Raw genomic sequence first — 17,756 nt, 5'->3', positions numbered from 1 at the left:
GTGGTGGTGGGGACCGGCATTCGAGATGCGCAATGCCGCCGAACCGCTGCCGTCCAATTGGTGCCGCCGGTTCCGCCTGCCCGACGGGGCGAGTTTTGCGGAGGCGTCGGCGGCACTGCGCCAGACCCTGGCCGGCCAGGCGATACCGTCCTGGCCCTATGATTTCTCGCGCTTGATCGCATCCACCGATTCCGACGTCCGCGACCTGCCCGTGCAGCCGTCAGACGACAGCGCGTTTCCGCCCTAGATCCGGCCAGGCCTCACCGATCGCCTCGTCGTCAAGCGACGGCTGCAACGGCGGCGACGTCAGCACCGGCGATGTCTTCAGCAACTCGGCGAGATCGCGCGGGGGAAGCGGCCGGCTGAACAGAAAGCCCTGCATCTCGTCGCAGGCATGGGCGCGCAGGAACTCCTGCTGCTCGGAGGTCTCGACGCCCTCGGCCACGATGGTCATGCCGAGCGCCTTGCCCATGCTGATGATCGCCTGCGCGATCGCGACGTCCTCGGAATCATCGGGCAGGTCGCGCACGAAGGAACGATCGATCTTGATGGTGTCGATCGGGAACTCCTTCATCAGCGACATCGACGAATAGCCGGTGCCGAAATCGTCGATCGCAAGGCGAATGCCCCGGTGCTGGATCGCGTCGAGCACGCGGACCGCGCGCGTCACGTTGCGCATCACCACGCTCTCGGTGACCTCGAGCTGCAGCAGCGCCGGCGACATGCCGCTCGCCGCCAGCGCCTCGTCGATGTCGTCGAGCAGGTTCGGATCGCCGAACTGCCGCGGCGAGAGGTTGACCGCCATCGTCACCGCCTTGAGGCCGCAGTGCTGCCACGCCATGTTCTGCGCGCAGGCTTCCTTCAGCACCCAGCGGCCGATCGGCACGATCAGACCGATCTCCTCGGCGAGCGGTATGAACTGCCCCGGCGAGACCTTGCCGAGCTCGGGATGGGTCCAGCGCAGCAGCGCCTCGACGCCGCTGATCTGGCCGCTCGCCATGTCGACCTTGGGCTGATACTCGAGCGAGAACTGGTCGCGCTCCAGCGCGCGGCGCAGTGCGCTCTCCATCGTCAGGCGCTCGATCGACTGCGCCCTGACCTCGTTGGAGAAGAAGCGGAAACCGTTCTTGCCGTCCTCCTTGGCGAGATACATCGCCATGTCGGCATTCTTGGTGAGCGTCTGCACGTCGGAGCCGTCGGTGGGATAGGTCGCAATCCCGATCGAGGCCGTGGTGTGGCACTCGTGCCCGCTGAGCTGCATCGGTTGGCTCAGTGCGACAAGGAGTTCGCCGGCGATGCGCTCGACGTCGTGACGTTCGGCAGTGTCCTCCAGGATGACCACGAACTCGTCGCCGCCAAGCCGCGCCACCACGTCGCTCGCGCGCAACGAACCGCGCAGCCGCTCGGCGATCGCAACCAGCAGCATGTCGCCGACGTCGTGGCCGAGCGAATCGTTGATCACCTTGAAGCGGTCGAGATCGATGAACAGCACCGCGAGCTGCCGGCGATGGCGGTCCGCGGCCGAGATCGCGTGACGCAGCATCTCGTTGAAGGTTTCGCGGTTCGGCAGATTGGTCAGGCTGTCATGCGAGGCGAGATATTCGATCCGCTCGTCGGCCTTGTGCTTCTCGTCGGCGCGATCGAAGCTTTCGAGCGCGAACGCCAGATTGTCGGCGAGCCGCTGCAGCAGCTCGGCGAACTCAGGCGTGAACGTATCCTTCTCGATCGCGACGAAGATCGTGACGCCGACGACCTCCCCGCTGACGATCAGCGGAAACGAAGCACCGGACTGCGTTCCATCGCGGCGAGCGCGCTCATGGAACGCCGCGGTACCGGTATCGGCGAAATAGTCGTTGATGATGCAGGCCTTGCCCGACCGGAACGCCCTGCCGCAGGCGCCGCGCCCCTCGGGGTGCTCCTCGCTGGTCGAGAGCGTCACCTGGCTCGCCCCGTCGGCGGCCGGGCCTGCGATCGCGACGATGCGGAGATAGTCGCTGCCGGGCTGTACCAGCGCGATCGTGGTCGAGGTGAACTTGCCGCCGGTCGCTGCCGCCTCGCAGACCAGTTGGTAGAGCTCGGCGCGGGACTTCGCCCGCATGATCGCCTCGTTGGTCGCGCTCAGCGCCGCGAACATCCGCGACAGCCGCTCCTTCTGCTCGTCGGCCCGCGCCTTCTCGTCGGCGCGGTCAAAATTGGCCAGCGCAAACGACACGTTCTCGGTGAGCCGCTGCAGCAGCGCCATCATCTCCGGACTGAAGGTGTTGAACTCGCCGGAGAGGAACACCAGCGCGCCGATCGCCTCGCCGTTCTTGAGCAGCGGCAGGGCCGCGCCGGACTTGCTGCCGCTGTCGCGCACGACCGGATAGACATGCGACTCGGGGCCAAAGTCGCTGAGATAATCGTTGCTGATGCAGGGCCTGCGGGTGCGGATCGCAACGCCGGTCAGCGTCTGTCCCTCCGGGCGCGTCGCGTCGGCCGACAACTGGACTTCGCGGGCCCGTACCCGGTCGGGGCCGGAGGCAGCCACGTTCTCCAGGAAGACCTCGCCCCGCCGCACCAGCCTGATGGTGGCCGAGATGAACTGACCGCCGACCGCCGCGGCATCGCAAACCAGATCGAACAGCTCGCCGCGGGACTTCGCCCGCATGATGGCCTCGTTGGTCGCGCTCAGCGCCGCGAACATCCGCCTCAGCCGCTCCTTCTGCTCCTCGGTGCGCGCCTTCTCGTCGGCGCGATCGAAGCTGCCGAGCGCATAGGCGACGTTGTCGGCGAGCCGCTGCAGCAGCTCGGCGAACTCGGCCGAGAAGGTGTTGCGCTTGGCCGAGATGAACAGCATCACGCCGACCGGTTCGTCGTCGACGATCAACGGAAACGCCGCGCCCGATCGCGCATCTTCGCGGTCGATGATATCGCGGAACGGGTTGTTGACGACGTCGCCCAGAAAATCGTTGTCGATGCAGGCGCGCCGGGAGCGGAACGCCCTGCCGCAAACGCCGCGCCCTTCGGGACGCGCCTCGCTGCGCGAGACATTGAGGCGGCGCGCGTTCTCGGCGGTCGGCCCTGCCACCGCCATCATCTCCAGAAAATCGTCGCCGGGTTTTGCGATCAGGATGCTGGTGGAGTTGAACCCGCCGCCATGCGCCGCCGCGGCGCAGACCAGCTCGAACATCTCGAGCCGCGACCGCGCACGCATGATCGCCTCGTTGGTCGCGCTCAGCGCCGCGAACATCCGCGACAGCCGCTCGCGTTCGGCATCGGCCTTCGCCTTCTCGGTGGCGCGGCCGAACGTGTCGAGCGCAACCGAAACGTTCTCGGCGATGCCCGCCAGCAGCGCGATGATCTCTTCGTCGCGGGCCCAGGAGTTGCCGATGAAGAAGATCAGGACGCCGATGCTCCTGCCGAACCGGGTGAGCGGCAGCGCGACGCAGGCCATCAGACCGCTCTCACCGGCTTGCGCCTGCGAGGCGCCCGTCGATATCGGAATGTCGTGCTCGATGCACGGCCGTTTGGTCCGGAACGCCTCGCCGCAGATCCCCTTGCCGTAGAGATTGTCCGGGTCGGTCGAAAAGCGCGTCTGCGTGATCAGGTCGAGCGCCTCGCCGGTGCCGGCGACGGGCTCGAGCCAGTGGGTGTCGGGCTCGGCCAGCAGCACCACCGTGGCGAAGGATTTTCCGCTGAACACCGCGGCGTCGCACACCCGCTGATAGAGATCGTGCTCGGTCTTGGCGCGAAGGATCGCCTCGTTGGTTGCGCTGATAGCGCCGAACATGCGGTTGAGCCTGCGCATCGCCCGCTCGCCGCTCTTGCGCGACGCCTCATGGTCGAAATTGTCGAGCGCAAAGGACACGTTCGCCGCAATGCGCTCCAGCAGCGACACGATCTCCTCACCGAGCGAGTCGATCTCGCGCCGGGTCACCATGAAGACGCCGACGCTGCGCCCGTTGCAGACCAGCGGCATCGCCGCCGCCGCACCGACGCCGGCCGCCGCGAGGCCGCTGCGCCAGGCCGCCGAACGGGCATCGTTGACATAGTCGTTGCAGACGCTGGCGCTCTGATCGCGGAACGCCCGCCCGGCGACACCGTCGCCTTCCGGAATGTTGGCGAGGGTGGAAATCCTGATGCTGCGCAGACGCGCGACATCGTCGCCGCAACCGGCGGCGAATGTCAGCCGACCGGTATCCGGCTCCAGCAAAAAGACGGTCGTAGCCAGGAAGCTCCCGCTCGAGAACGCGGCTTCGCAGACCTTTCCGTACAATTCTTCTGGTGATTTCGCGTATAGGATCGCTTCGTTGGTGGCATTCAACGCCGCGAATGTACGCCCGATGCTCGACTGCACGATCCCTGAAGGCCCCAGGGCCACCCCCTTCAAATCTGCCGGGGAACATTGCCCGCGAGAGGCCTAAGTGATGGTTAGTGTATCCGGCAAGTTGTGAGACAAAGTAAACGGCTGACGAATGCCGGAGGCCGTTTTCCGGGATATTACGGACGCCGGTGTGCCAGGCTGAAGCGGAGGGTCGGGGCACCCGGATAGCGGCCTGGCTTGCGCCGCCGGGGCAGCCAAATTCCGCAGCGCGACCGCACCCGTTCCATTCAGTGAAATCCCGGCCGGGAGCACCCTGCTGGCGGTATGGCGGACCGGATTTTCCGCCCCTTGCTCGGCGAGCTGCGCTTTGAGAGCATGACGCCGACAACAGCAAGCAAGACCCGCGCATCACGCGGGCGGACCGCGAGGAAAATCCCATGCCGATCGTCCAGGCCGACCGTCTCACGCGCATCGGCGCGGCGCTGCTCCGGGGCGCCGGCGCATCGGAGGAGGAGGCCAACGCGGTCGCCTCCGGCTGCGTCAACGCCAACCTCGCCGGCCATGACTCCCACGGCGTGATCGCGATCCCGACCTATATCGACCGCATCAAGGCCGGCCATATCGTCCCCGGCGCGAAATGGACCGTGGTGCAGGAGACGCCGACCACGACCGTGATCGACGGTCATTGGGGGTTCGGCTTCCACGTCAACGCCAAGGCGATGGAGATGACCATCAACAAGGCGAAGACCGCCAATGTCGCGGCCTGCACCGTGTTCCGGCAGAGCCATGTCGGCCGGCTCGCGCATTACCCGCTGATGGCGATGCGCGAAGGCATGATCGGGATTGCAGCCGCGGATTCCGGCCGCTCGCCGAAACATGTCGCGCCGTTCGGCGGCCGCGAGGCCCGGCTCGGCACCAACCCGCTCTCGATCGCGGTGCCGTCCGATCTCGAGGCGCCGTTCTATCTTGATATGGCGACCTCGGCGGTCGCGGCCGGCAAGGTCCAGCTCGCGGTGGCGCGCGGCGAGAGCATCCCGAAGGGCTGGATCATCGACGCCGAAGGGCGCGACACCACTGACCCAAAGGACTACCGCAAGGGCGGCGCGCTGCTGCCGCTCGGCGGCAGCGAAGGCTACAAGGGCTCGGGCCTTGCCGCGATGGTCGAGGTGCTGTGCGGCCTGCTGACCGGTCTCGGCTTCGGCGTCGAGCCGACCGGCCGTCACAACGACGGCTGCTTCATGGCGGCGTTCAACGTCGCGGCGTTCCGTCCCTTGCAGGACTTCAGACGCGAAGTCGCCGACTTCGCCCGCTACCTGAAATCGACGCCGCCCTCGGAAGGGAGCCGCGGCGTGTTCTATCCGGGCGAGATCGAACATCTGCGCGAACGGCAGCGGCGCAAGGATGGCATCGAGATCGAGGATGCGACCTGGGACAAGCTCAAGGCGCTCGCCGCCGACTACAAGCTCACCGACGACCTCGATCTTCGCTGACGCATTCAGGTACAGGAGAACGGCATGACACGGCAAATGGCGCTGGTTGGCTTTTTGCAAGCGCAGAACTGCACTAATCTGCCGAGTTCCTGGCGTCACCCGGAGTCGCGCGACGATTCGATGTCGGCGGACTACTATCAGGAGATCGCGCGCATCCTGGAGCGGGGCAAGTTCCACATGGCGTTCTTCGACGATCGCCTCGCAATGCCCGACCGCTACGGCAACGATCACGCCCACACCGTCGAGTACGGCATCCGCTGCGTGAAGATGGACCCGATCGTGGTGCTGACCACGATGGGCATGGTTACGACCAGGCTCGGCCTCGCCTCGACCGCGTCCACCACCTATTTCGAGCCGTTCGACGTCGCCCGCCGCTTCGCGACGCTCGACCTGATGACGGGTGGCCGCGCCGCCTGGAACGTGGTGACGTCGGTGAATGACGGCGAGGCGCTCAATATGGGCCGCGCGCAGCATCTCGAGCACGATCTCCGCTACGACCGTGCCGACGAGTTCATGGAAGTGGTGCTCGGCCACTGGGATGCCTGGGAAGACGGCTCGCTGGTGATCGACAAGACATCCGGCCGCTTCGCCGATCCGGCCAAGGTGAAGCGGCTCGATCACAAGGGCGCATTCTTCACCTCGCGCGGCCCGTTCACGGTGCCGCGCTCGGCGCAGGGCCATCCCGTCGTGATCCAGGCCGGCGCCTCCGGGCGTGGCCAGCGCTTTGCGGGACGTTGGGGCGAGGTGATCTTCACCGCGGCGCGCAACCTTGCCAACGCCAAGCAGGGCTATGACGCGATCCGGGGCGAAGCCGCCAAGGCCGGCCGCGATCCCGACCAGATGCTCCTCTGCAACCTGATCACGCCGGTGACCGGCGCGACCAAGGCCGAGGCCGAGGACCGGATGGCCGTGATCCAGAAGCTGCCGCTCGAGATCGACGCGCTGTCGCTGCTCGCCGAAGGCCTCAACTTCGATTTCGGCGCCAAACCGATCGACGAGCCGCTGACCACCGAAGAGCTGCAAGGCATGCAAGGCATGCTCGGCATCCGCGACGGCGTGCTGCGCACCTCCGGCAAGACCAATCCCTCGACCCGCGACTTCATCACCTTCTCCGGCCGCGGCCAGGTGCAGGACGCGATGGTCGGCGGCCCGAAGGAGATCGCCGACCGGCTGGAGGAAATGTTCGAAGGCCGCGGCTGCGACGGCTTCGTCATCGCGGCGAGCTATGTGCCGGGCTCCTACGCCGACTTCGTCGATTACGTGGTGCCGGAGTTGCAGAAGCGCGGCCTGTTCCACAAGGACTACGCCGGCACCACGCTGCGCGAGAATCTCGGGCTGAAGCGCCCGGCTGCCGGCGCCTGGAAGACTCGCGCGCAAGCCGCGGAATAGAAGGACATCATCATGCGCTGGCTGAAATTCACCGCCGCGGGCACTACGTCTTGGGGCCTCGTCGAGGGCAACACCGTCATCACCGTGAACGGCGATCCGTTCGGTGAATGGAGCAAGACGGCGAAGACCCACGCCTTGAAGGACGTCAAGATCGAGCTGCCGCTGATCCCGCGCACCTTCTACTGCGTCGGGCTGAACTATCTGAAGCATCTCAAGGAAGCCGCCGACAAGGCCGGCACCGTGCCGAACGTGCCTGATCGACCCGAGATCGGCTACCGTGCGCAGAACGCGCTGATCGCTCATGATGAGAATGTCGTGATCCCCGCAAGTGCGACAGAAAAGATCCATTACGAGGGCGAACTGGTCGTCGTGATCGGCAAGACCGCCAAGCACCTCACCGAAGCCAATGCGCTGGACTGCGTGTTCGGATACACGATCGGCAACGACGTCTCCGAGCGCAGCTGGCAGAAGGCCGACCGCGGGCTGTGGCGCGCCAAGAACGCCGACACGTTCAAGCCGATGGGCCCGTGGATCGAGACCGATGTCGATCTCGACCGCATGGAGACCGCGATCCGCGTCAACGGCAAGGAGACCGGCCGCTTCCGCACCAACGAGATGATCTTCGGCATCGTGCCCTTCCTCGTCGAGCTTTCGAAATACTTCACACTGTCGCCCGGCGACGTGATCTGGATGGGCACCGACGGCGCCTCGCCGGACCTGAAGGACGGTGACGTGGTGGAGATCGACATCACCGGCATCGGGACATTGCGAAACAGGTTCGTGAAGGAGAAGGTGTGAGGCGGGTGGTCTGAGCCTGCGCGCGCGCCTCACCCTCGGTGTCGTCCCGGCGAAAGCCGGGACCCAACCACCGCCTTGTGTGATGGAATTCGCTGGGACCACAGCGTCGCACGACAACTGGACCCTGTGGTTATGGGTCCCGGGTCGCGCTGCGCTTGCCCGGGACGACAGCGAGTTTGTTGAGCGGGTCGTGAATCACACATCCGCATTCTCGCGACATTGCCCGACGGGCCATCGTGACGTCATCACACGGCCACTTTCGTAACGTGACAGAAACAACAGAACCGCAATACCGTGCGGGCCGCTCGCACTCACCAGGCAAGGCAACCATGCCGCTTTCACGCCGAACGTTGCTCCAGAGTTCGCTGCTAGCAGCCGCCGGGATCGCCTGCAGGCCGTCGCCGGCGCTTGCCGACCCGCCGGCGGAGCTTCCGACGTCGGAGCAACGCGAGCAGATGGCGGACCTCGCGGCCGACTTCATGAAGGAGTACGACGTCCCCGGTCTTTCCATCGCGGTTTCGATCAAGGGAAAGCCGGCTTATGTGGAGGCGTTCGGCGTTGCGGATCGGGAGAGCGGCGAAGCATTGACCCCGCAGCACCGCTTCCGGATCGCGAGCATATCGAAGCCGGTGACCTCGACCGGGATCTTCACCCTCGTCGAAGCGGGCAAATTGCGGCTCGGCGATTACGTGTTCGGCGCCAACTCCATTCTCGGTCAGGACTACCCGACGACGCCAACCCTGCAAAGCTTGATGCCGTCGGGCTCATCCCGCTCGCCTGTCGAGCAGATCACAATCGAGCACCTGCTGACCCACACCACCGGGGCCTGGGGCAACCAGTCCCGCGACCCGATGTTCATGAACCAGGGTCTGACGCATCGCGAGCTGATCGACTGGACGCTGGAGCACATGCCGCTCACCAGTCCGCCGGGTGAGTCCTATGCCTATTCGAACTTCGGCTATTGCATCCTCGGGCGCGTGATCGAAAAGCTCAGCGGCCGGAGCTACGAGCAGTACATCAAGGACGTGGTCCTGAAGCGATGCGGCATCGCCGACATGCAGATTGCCGGCAATACGCTGCGCGAGCGGGCAAGCAACGAGGTCAAATATTACAGCCAGACCGGCGGCGATCCGTACCGGATGAACGTCGCCCGGATGGATTCGCACGGCGGCTGGATTGCGACGCCAAGCGATTTGACGACGCTGTTCGTCCATATCGACGGCTTCAGGGACACCGAACAGCTGCTGACCGACGACAGCCTCCGCGTCATGAGCACGCCGAGCGCCGTCAACCCCCGCTATGCCAAGGGCCTGTTCATCACCGCCAACAACAACTGGTGGCACAGCGGCCTGCTGGACGGAACGACGACGATCTCGGTCCGGACCAATGGAGACTTCTGCTGGTCGGCGTTCACCAATACCAGGTCGCGGGACGGCATGACCCGCGCCCTCGACCAGCTGGTCTGGCACATGGTCAAGACGGTGCCGGACTGGCAACCGCAGAAGCGCGCTTAGGCCTCGCCGTCATTCCCCGGTGCGCAATTGCGCACCTGCGGGCAGCGCGAAGGGCTGAGCCCGGAATCCATTGGGCCGCAAGACAAGTGGTGAAATGGATTCCGGGCTCGCGCTGCGCGCGCCCCGGAATGACACGCTGGGAATCCCGCGAGGATGCCGCCTGATCGAAGGCCGCAAATCCGCACCGAGCTCAGCGCGCTGCCCCCGACCTGCTCTTCACATGGTCGATGAAGGCGCGGAGCTTCGGCATGATATGGCGGTGGCCGGGATAGTAGAGAAATACGCCGGGCGTTGTCGTCGCGAATGGCTCCAGCACGCGGACGAGCTTTTTCTCCTTCACCGCGCCGGCGACCAGCGGCGCGGGCACTTGCGCCAGTCCCACGCCTTCGATGGCCGCGCCGACCAGCGTTGGGAAATCATGGCCGATGAACGATCCCGAGACAGCAAGCTCGATCGAACGGCCGTTGTCGTTGAGCGACCACGGCGCCAGCCCGCCATTCGATCGCCGCAACCTCAGGCACGCGTGTTCGCGCAGATCGTCCGGACGTTGGGGCCGGCCGCGGCGCGCGAGATAATCCGGGCTGCCGACGATGGCGAACGGGAACGGCCTGGTCAGGCGCACCGCGACCATGTCCGGGTTGATGAACTGGCCCATCCGGATGCCGGCATCGAAGCCGCCGGCGGCGAGGTCGACCAGCTCCTCGCTGGCGGCGAGCTCGACCTCGATCTCGGGATACGCCTTGCAGAATGACGCGATCAGCGGCTCCAGCAGGATCGGCACCACCGAGCGCGGCACGGTGAGGCGCAACAGCCCGGCGGGCTTCTGCCCAAGCTCGCGCGCGGCACCGCTTGCTGCGATCAACTCCTCGAACGCGGGCCGTGCGCGCGCCAAAAATCGTTCGCCGGCCTCGGTCAGGCCGACGCTGCGGGTGGTGCGAATGAACAGTACGGCGCCGAGGCGCGTCTCGAGCGCGCGCACCGCCTGGCTGATCGCCGACGGCGTCACCGCGAGCTCGGTCGCCGCGCGGCGAAAGCTGCGGTGCTGGGCGACGCTGAGGAACGCCTCGACGCCGTCGAGCGCCCCCTGCCGGACTGTGAAGTTCTGCTTCATGGCCCGTCAACATTATCGCGAATAGTCGCGCACGGGAAGCCGCCCTACATCGGAGCAGCAAGCAGCGCGATATGCGCTGATCCACGCGACATCACGACAATGTCGTGAGCGGAGACATGCGACCGATGAAAGCAATCCGTCACACAATCCTCGCCCTCACCCTCACTCTGACAGGCGCCAGCTCCATGACCACTCCCTCTCTTGCCCAAACCACCCAAGCCCAAGCCGCCTCCACCATCACCACCGGCGTGATGGTCATCCTCACCGTGAAGGCGGGCGTCACCCGCGACCAGGTGATGGCCGTGATGCCGGATGAAATCCGCCAGACCGTGCAGCTCTATCTCAGCGGCAAGGTTCGCGAATGGTATTCGCGGTCCGACGGGCGCGGGGTCATCCTCCTGCTCGAGGCCAAGGACACATCCGAGGCGCACGCGATCATGGAGGGGCTGCCGCTCTCCAAGCTTGATATCATGGACCACGACTACATCGCGGTCGGCCCGCTGCTGCCGCTGCGCCTGCTGGTCGGCAAGCCTTAAGCGTCAGGCCCTGAGTGCCTCGCCGAGGCCGGACCCGATCGCCCGGGTCCGGCCTCCCGGGATCGACAGTCAGACGGGAGCCGACCGTGCCAGTAAGTCTCAACATTCCATTCTTGCTCAGCGTCGCCGGAGCATTTCTGACGAGTGCCGTGGTGGCCGCGACCTATGTCTGGCCGGCGCTCCGCACCTGGCCGCGCCATGAGGCGCTCCGGCTGCTTGCGGCCTTTCATGCCTTCCGGTTTCTCGGGATGAACTTCATGGTCACAGGCTTCGTGTCGCCGGAGGTGAACCCGGTGTTTGCCGGCGCGGTCGGCTGGGGCGATCTGACCGCGGCAGCTCTCGCGCTGCTCTCGATGGCGGCACTGTCGTGGCGCTGGCCGGTGGCCATTCCGATCGTCTGGTTCTTCAACATCTGGGGCACGCTGGATCTTCTCAACGCCTACTTCATGGGCGCGACGAAGAACGCGGATCCCGGCCTGTTCGGCGCCGGCATCTATATCCCGGCGCTCTACGTGCCGCTGCTGCTGGTGAGCCATGTCATGGTGTTCATGATCTTGATGCGGACCAAGTCGGCGGAACAAGCGCAATGACCCGTAGCAAGGATGGGTACCGACCACTTCGACCGTCATCCTGAGGGTGCGAGCGGAGCGAGCCTCGAAGGATGCACGGCCCGGCTGGTGGCCGTTCGCCCTTCGAGACGGCCGCTCCGCGGCCTCCTCAGGGTGACGGGACAAGAAGTTGAGCGCGCGGCCATCGCGGCGGCATCTCCATCAAAACGGCAGATCGTAGGATGGGTAGAGCGCAGCGAAACCCATCAATTCATCTGCGGCACGATGATGGGTTTCGCTGCGCTCTACCCATCCTACGGATCACTTCGACCGTCATCGCCGCGCACAGGCTTCGCCTTTGTCGCTGGAGGTGCGAGCGGAGCGAGCCTCGAAGGATGCACGGCCCGGCTGGTGGCCGTTCGCCCTTGGAGACGGCCGCTTCGCGGCCTGCTCAGGGTGACGGAACATAGGGCTAAGCGCGCTGCACCGTCGTCGCCGTCGTGGCACACCTCAAAACGGCAGCGCGACGCCGGTCTTGATCTCCTTCAGGATCACGTTGGTGCGGACGTGGCGGATGCCGGGGATGCGGAACATGAACTCGTCGAGGAATCTGTTGTAGGCGTCCATGTCGCGCACCACGACGCGCAGATGATAGTCGGCATCGCCTGTTGTCGCGAAACATTCCAGCACCTCGCGGCGCTGCATCACCCGCGCGACGAACTCGTCGACGAATTTCGTGTCGTGCCGCTCCAGCGAGACGTGCAGAATCGCCGAGGTCGCAAAGCCGGCGCGCTCGCGCGCGACCAGCGCCGAATAGCCCGAGATGACGCCGGACTCCTCCAGCGCGCGGACCCGGCGCCAGCATGCCGACGTCGACATCCCGACGGTTTCCGCCAGCTGCTGGTTGGTGGCGCGGCCGTCCTTCTGCAGTTCGGCGAGAATTTTCTCGTCTTGCTCTTCGACCATTCGGAAACTCCGTTTTGGTAGAATCTACCAGATATCATTACAATTCATAACATCCTACCGAATTTTAAACCGGTGGAGAACAGATAGGTAGGACCTACCAACCCCTCAGGCATAGCCTTGTCCGGTCAGACATTGCGATTCCCGGAGGGGTCAGTCATGGGCCAGACGCCGCAACTCGACGCCTACCAGCTGTCCGAGCGCTACAGCCGCGAACGTGGCCGCGTCTTCCTCACCGGCACGCAGGCAATCGTGCGCATCGCGCTCGACCAGATCAGGCGCGACCGGGCCGCCGGGCTCAACACCGCGGGCTTCATCTCCGGCTATCGCGGCTCGCCGCTCGGCGGCGTCGATCTCGAATTGTGGAAGATCGGCGAGCGGCTGAAGGAGAGCCGCATCGAATTCCTGCCCGCTGTGAACGAAGACCTCGCGGCGACCGCCGTGCTCGGCTCGCAGCAGGTCGAGACGCAGAGGGATCGAAAGGTCGATGGCGTGTTCGGGCTGTGGTACGGCAAGGGCCCCGGCGTCGATCGCTCCGGCGATGCGCTGAAGCACGGCAATGCCTATGGCTCCTCGCCGCATGGCGGCGTGCTGGTCGTCGCCGGCGACGACCATGGCTGCGTGTCGTCCTCGATGCCGCATCAATCCGACGTCGCCTTCATGAGCTGGTTCATGCCGACGCTGCATCCGGCCGATGTCGGCGAGTATCTCGCGTTCGGCGAATATGGCTATGCGCTCAGCCGGTTTTCCGGCATGTGGGTCGGGTTCAAGGCGATCTCGGAGATCGTCGAATCCGGCGCCTCGGTCGAGCTGCGGGCACCGCGGGTCTTCGCGCAGCCGGATTTCGTGCCACCACCGGGCGGCCTACATTATCGCTGGCCGGATCTGCCGGGCCCGCAAATCGAGGAGCGGCTGGAGGCGAAGAAGCACGCGGTCTACGCTTTTGCGAAAGCCAATCCGATCGACCGCCGCATCTACGACATCAGGGACGCGACCTACGGCGTCGTCACCACGGGCAAGGCGCACCTCGATCTAATGGAGGCGCTCCGGCTGATCGGGCTCGACGAGGCCGCATGCCGCCGCTTCGGCATCGACATCTACAAGGTCGGCATGGTGTGGCCGCTCGCGCTGCACGATGCGATGGAGTTCGTGAAGGGCAAGCGCGAGATCCTCGTGGTCGAGGAGAAGCGCGGCATCATCGAGAGCCAGTTCAAGGAGTATTTCTACGACTATCCCGGCTCCAAGCCGGAACGGATGGTCGGCAAGCACGACGAGCGAGGGGCGCGGCTGATCTCGTGGACCGGCGAGTTGTCGCCGCGCATGCTGGCCGACGTGCTGGCGCGGCGGCTCGATCCGATGTTTCCGGAATTGCAGCTCGCGCGCCGCGTCGCCGCGCTCAGGCCGGAACAGGACCGCATGATCGTGGTGCCGGGCGCGACGCGCACGCCGTATTTCTGCTCGGGCTGCCCGCACAACACGTCCACAAAGGTGCCCGAAGGCTCCAAGGCGCTGGCCGGCATCGGCTGCCATTTCATGGCGAGCTGGATGGACCGCGAGACCTCGTCGCTGATCCAGATGGGCGGCGAAGGCGTCAACTGGGCGGCCTCGTCAAGATTCACCGGCAACAGCCATGTGTTCCAGAATCTCGGCGAAGGCACCTATTATCACTCCGGCTCGATGGCGATCCGCCAGGCAATCGCAGCAAAAGCCAACATCACCTACAAGATCCTGTTCAACGACGCGGTGGCGATGACCGGCGGCCAGCCGGTCGATGGCCCGATCAGCGTGAAGGCGATCGCGCACTCTGTCCGCGCCGAAGGCGTCGCGCGGATCGCGTTGGTGTCGGATGAGCCCGCGCAGTTCTCGCCGACCGACCTGCCCGCCGGCGTCACCATCCACCCGCGTGAAGAGATGGACGCCGTGCAGCGCGAGCTGCGCGCGATTTCCGGCGTCACCGTGCTGATCTATCAGCAGACCTGCGCCACCGAGAAGCGGCGGCGGCGCAAGCGCGGGCAGATCAAGGATCCCGCACGCTTTGCTTATATCAACGACCTCATCTGCGAGGGCTGCGGCGATTGCTCGGTGGAATCGAACTGCCTCAGCGTCGAGCCGAAGGAGACGCCGTTCGGCCGCAAGCGCAAGATCAACCTCTCGACCTGCAACAAGGATTTCTCCTGCCTCAACGGCTTCTGCCCAAGCTTCGTCACCATCGAGGGCGGCAAGCGCCGCGCGAAAGGCGCAAGCGCAATCGATCCGCTGGCACGCGCCGCCGCACTTCCGGTCCCGGAGCTTGCGGCACTGGAAAAGCCCTATGATCTGCTGGTGACCGGCGTCGGCGGCACCGGCGTCATCACGGTCGGCGCGCTGATCGCGATGGCTGCGCATCTCGAGGGCCGCGGCGTCTCGGTGCTCGACTTCACCGGCTTCGCGCAGAAATTCGGTCCGGTGCTGAGCTATCTGCGGCTGGCGCCAACGCCCGAGGCGCTGCATCAGGTGCGGATCGACCAGGGCTCGGCCCACGCGCTGATCGGCTGCGATCTCGTGGTGAGCTCATCAGCGAAGGCGTCCGGCACCTATCGCAAGGGCATGCGCGGCGCGGTCAACATCGCTGAGATGCCGACCGGCGACGTGGTGCGCTTCCGTGACGCCGACCTCGCCTCGCCGGCTCGCTTGCGCGCCATCGAGCGAGTGATCGGGTCAGGCAACCTCACCGCGATCGACGCCAATGCACTGGCCGAGCGGCTGCTCGGCGACAGCGTCTTCGCCAACATCATGATGCTCGGCTTCGCCTGGCAGCAGGGCCTGGTGCCGGTGTCGCTGGACGCATTGACCCGCGCGATCGAATTGAACGGCGTCGCGGTCGAGCGCAACGAGCAGGCGCTGGCCTGGGGGCGGATTGCGTTCGCCGATCCGGAGTTCTTGCCGAAAGCGGCGAACGGCGACGCCAACGCCCCGGAGACCCTCGATCAGGTCATCGCGCGCCGCGGCGACTTCCTTCGTGACTATCAGGACGAGGCCTATGCCGCGCGCTACCGCGCGACGGTCGACCGCGTGCGGCGCGCCGAGGCTGCGCTGAACAGCGAGAACCTCACCGACGCCGTCGCCCGCTCGCTGTTCAAGTTGATGGCCTACAAGGACGAGTACGAGGTGGCGCGGCTGCATATGCAGACCGGCTTCCTCGAGACCCTCAAGCGCGAATTCGATGGTGACTTCACGGTGCAGTACCATCTCGCGCCGCCGCTGTTGCCGGCACGGCTGGATGCACGCGGCCGGCCACGCAAGCGCGCGTTCGGCCAGTGGATCCAGACGCCACTCCGCTTGCTGGCGCGGCTCAAGGGACTGCGGGGCACGCCGTTCGACGTGTTCGGCTACACCGCGGAGCGCCGCGCCGAGCGCGAGCTGATCACCTGGTACGAGGCGCTGATCGAGACCATGCTCGGCAAGCTCGATGCCGCGCCGCTGCCCGATCTCGTCGCACTTGCAAAAGCGCCGATGGAAATCCGCGGCTATGGCCCGGTGAAGGATGAAGCGATCGAGAAGACCAGAGCGAAGGTGGCGCGGCTGACCGCGCTTCTCACCTCCGCCCCGTCAGATACCAACGACGGCTCAGGCCGCCGCGCCGCGCTTGGCGGGTGAGATCAAGCCGACCACGACGGTCGCGATCACGGCCACCACGATGTTGAGCAAGAGCGCGCCGAGGCCGACATAGAAGGTGTAGCTGGCATCGCCGAGCGAGATGCTGGCGAGCGGCTTCAAGCCGTTGCTCCATGCCGTGTAGGTGCCTCAGCCGATGCCGACCGCCCAGCCGAGCAACAGCGCTTCGGCGCGGAACCAGACGGTGAACAGGCCAAACACCAGCGCCGGCAGCGTCTGCACGATCCAGAGGCCGCCGAGCAGTTGCAGGTCGAGCGCATATTGCGTCGGCAGGAACAGGATGAAGGCGAGCGCGCCGACCTTCACCACCAGCGAGGTGATCTTCGCCACCGACGCCTCACCGGCATGCGAGATGTCCGGATTGACATAGGACTTCCAGACATTGCGGGTGAACAGATTGGCGGCGCCGATGCTCATCACCGCCGCCGGCACCAGCGCGCCGATTGCGATCGCCGAGAACGCGAAGCCCGCGAACCATTCCGGGAACAAGGTCTTGAACAGCAAAGGCACCACGTCGTTCGGCGACGTCACCTTGATGCCGGCGGCATAGGCCATGTAGCCGAGCAGCGCGATCAGGCCGAGCAAGAGCGTATAGGCCGGCAGCAGGATCGCGTTCTTGCGGATGGTATCCGCCGACTTCGAGGCGAAGATGCCGGTCAGCGTGTGCGGATACATGAAGGCGGCGAGCGCCGAGCCGAGCGCCAGCGTCGCATAGGGCAGATACTGAGCGGGCTTCAGCGTCAGTCCGGTGGCGCCGCCCTTCGCGGTAAAGGCATCGTTGGCCGCCGAGAACACCGCGCCATAGCCGCCGAGCTTCGAGGGCACCACGACCACGGCCGTCAGCACCACGATGTAGATCATGATGTCCTTGACGAAGGCGATCAGCGCCGGCGCGCGCAGGCCGGAACTATAGGTATAGAGCGCAAGGATCACGAAGGCGGCGATGATCGGCAGTTCACCGGTCAGACCCATCGCCTTGATCACGACCTCCATGCCGATCAGCTGGAGCGCGATGTAGGGCATGGTCGCGACGAGGCCAGTCAGCGCCACCGCGAGTTCGAGGCTGCGCGAGCCATAGGCGCCATGGACGACATCCGCAGCGGTGACGTAGCCGTTGGCATGCGCCTTCTTCCACAGCACCGGCATCACGGCGAACACGAAGGGATAGACAATGATGGTGTAGGGCAGCGCGAAGAAGCCGTAAGCGCCGACCGCGTAGACCAGCGCCGGCACCGCGATCACGGTGTAGGCGGTGTAGAAATCGCCGCCGACCAGGAACCAGGTGATCCAGGTGCCGAACTGACGACCGCCGAGACCCCATTCGTCGAGATGCTCGCTGACCGGGCCGGATTTCCAGCGCGCGGCGAAGAAGCCCATCACGGTGACGAGGGCGAAGAAGAAGATGAAGACGGAGAGCGCCACCCAGGCGATATGATCGGTCATGGCTGCT

11 protein-coding genes and 1 pseudogene are annotated in these 17,756 nt (G+C 65.7%); 8 read left to right on the top strand and 4 right to left on the bottom strand.

What is annotated here, in order from left to right; genetic code table 11:
* Positions 1 to 247 (top strand): hypothetical protein (locus H8B02_RS17345; RefSeq protein ID WP_229167346.1); only part of this gene is annotated, 247 nt, incomplete at its 5' end.
* On the opposite strand, the gene H8B02_RS17340 is transcribed toward H8B02_RS17345, so the two are convergent.
* Positions 221 to 4,336, bottom strand: coding sequence for a bifunctional diguanylate cyclase/phosphodiesterase (locus tag H8B02_RS17340; protein ID WP_229167345.1), 4,116 nt, complete (start codon positions 4,334 to 4,336; stop codon positions 221 to 223). The two genes, H8B02_RS17345 and H8B02_RS17340, sit on opposite strands and share 27 nt — an antisense overlap.
* Positions 4,337 to 4,740: 404 nt before the next feature.
* Here H8B02_RS17340 and H8B02_RS17335 point away from each other — a divergent pair, with 404 nt between their 5' ends.
* From H8B02_RS17335 to H8B02_RS17320, 4 genes are all read left to right on the top strand, one after another.
* On the top strand, positions 4,741 to 5,793 hold the full coding sequence (locus tag H8B02_RS17335) for an Ldh family oxidoreductase (RefSeq protein ID WP_229167344.1): 1,053 nt from the start codon (positions 4,741 to 4,743) through the stop codon (positions 5,791 to 5,793).
* Positions 5,794 to 5,817: 24 nt separating this feature from the next.
* Positions 5,818 to 7,182, top strand: a complete 1,365-nt coding sequence (locus H8B02_RS17330) for an LLM class flavin-dependent oxidoreductase (protein ID WP_229167343.1) — start codon at positions 5,818 to 5,820, stop codon at positions 7,180 to 7,182.
* A 12-nt stretch (positions 7,183 to 7,194) separates the two neighbouring features.
* Entirely contained in the window at positions 7,195 to 7,980 is a 786-nt protein-coding gene (locus H8B02_RS17325; protein WP_229167342.1) for a fumarylacetoacetate hydrolase family protein, read from the top strand.
* Between the two features lie 329 nt (positions 7,981 to 8,309).
* Positions 8,310 to 9,494 carry a serine hydrolase domain-containing protein gene (locus H8B02_RS17320; protein WP_229167341.1) on the top strand — a complete coding sequence of 395 codons (1,185 nt, stop codon included), beginning with the start codon at positions 8,310 to 8,312 and terminating at the stop codon, positions 9,492 to 9,494.
* Positions 9,495 to 9,684: 190 nt separating this feature from the next.
* Here H8B02_RS17320 and H8B02_RS17315 read toward each other — a convergent pair whose 3' ends face one another.
* On the bottom strand, positions 9,685 to 10,605 hold the full coding sequence (locus tag H8B02_RS17315) for a LysR family transcriptional regulator (RefSeq protein WP_229167340.1): 921 nt from the start codon (positions 10,603 to 10,605) through the stop codon (positions 9,685 to 9,687).
* A gap of 185 nt (positions 10,606 to 10,790) precedes the next feature.
* On the opposite strand from H8B02_RS17315, the gene H8B02_RS17310 reads away from it, so the two are divergent.
* Both H8B02_RS17310 and H8B02_RS17305 read left to right on the top strand, forming a co-directional pair.
* A complete protein-coding gene (locus tag H8B02_RS17310) occupies positions 10,791 to 11,141 on the top strand; it encodes a hypothetical protein (RefSeq protein ID WP_229167339.1) in 351 nt (116 codons plus the stop codon).
* Between the two features lie 86 nt (positions 11,142 to 11,227).
* Complete coding sequence (locus H8B02_RS17305) at positions 11,228 to 11,731, top strand: DUF8737 domain-containing protein (RefSeq protein ID WP_229167338.1); 504 nt, start codon at positions 11,228 to 11,230, stop codon at positions 11,729 to 11,731.
* A 468-nt stretch (positions 11,732 to 12,199) separates the two neighbouring features.
* Here H8B02_RS17305 and H8B02_RS17300 read toward each other — a convergent pair whose 3' ends face one another.
* Positions 12,200 to 12,655 carry an Lrp/AsnC family transcriptional regulator gene (locus H8B02_RS17300; RefSeq protein ID WP_229167337.1) on the bottom strand — a complete coding sequence of 152 codons (456 nt, stop codon included), beginning with the start codon at positions 12,653 to 12,655 and terminating at the stop codon, positions 12,200 to 12,202.
* A 156-nt stretch (positions 12,656 to 12,811) separates the two neighbouring features.
* On the opposite strand from H8B02_RS17300, the gene H8B02_RS17295 reads away from it, so the two are divergent.
* Positions 12,812 to 16,288: an indolepyruvate ferredoxin oxidoreductase family protein gene (locus H8B02_RS17295; RefSeq protein WP_229167336.1), complete on the top strand. Its 3,477-nt coding sequence runs from the start codon at positions 12,812 to 12,814 to the stop codon at positions 16,286 to 16,288.
* On the opposite strand, the pseudogene mctP reads toward H8B02_RS17295, so the two are convergent.
* Positions 16,259 to 17,749 (bottom strand): annotated as a pseudogene (gene mctP, locus H8B02_RS17290) (monocarboxylate uptake permease MctP). The gene H8B02_RS17295 and the pseudogene mctP overlap by 30 nt on opposite strands.
* Positions 17,750 to 17,756: the final 7 nt, after the last annotated feature.

Source organism: Bradyrhizobium altum (assembly GCF_020889705.1).
Classification (GTDB): domain Bacteria; phylum Pseudomonadota; class Alphaproteobacteria; order Rhizobiales; family Xanthobacteraceae; genus Bradyrhizobium; species Bradyrhizobium altum.
The sequence above is the reverse complement of the archived record's forward strand: the minus strand, read 5'-3'. Positions and strand labels throughout refer to the sequence as shown.

Coding starts and splice junctions, on each gene's coding strand:
- H8B02_RS17335 (WP_229167344.1), top strand. CDS start 4,741: ATGCCGATCGTCCAGGCCGACCGTCTCACGCGCATCGGCGCGGCGCTG.
- H8B02_RS17330 (WP_229167343.1), top strand. CDS start 5,818: ATGACACGGCAAATGGCGCTGGTTGGCTTTTTGCAAGCGCAGAACTGC.
- H8B02_RS17325 (WP_229167342.1), top strand. CDS start 7,195: ATGCGCTGGCTGAAATTCACCGCCGCGGGCACTACGTCTTGGGGCCTC.
- H8B02_RS17320 (WP_229167341.1), top strand. CDS start 8,310: ATGCCGCTTTCACGCCGAACGTTGCTCCAGAGTTCGCTGCTAGCAGCC.
- H8B02_RS17315 (WP_229167340.1), bottom strand. CDS start 10,605: ATGAAGCAGAACTTCACAGTCCGGCAGGGGGCGCTCGACGGCGTCGAG.
- H8B02_RS17310 (WP_229167339.1), top strand. CDS start 10,791: ATGACCACTCCCTCTCTTGCCCAAACCACCCAAGCCCAAGCCGCCTCC.
- H8B02_RS17300 (WP_229167337.1), bottom strand. CDS start 12,655: ATGGTCGAAGAGCAAGACGAGAAAATTCTCGCCGAACTGCAGAAGGAC.
- H8B02_RS17295 (WP_229167336.1), top strand. CDS start 12,812: ATGGGCCAGACGCCGCAACTCGACGCCTACCAGCTGTCCGAGCGCTAC.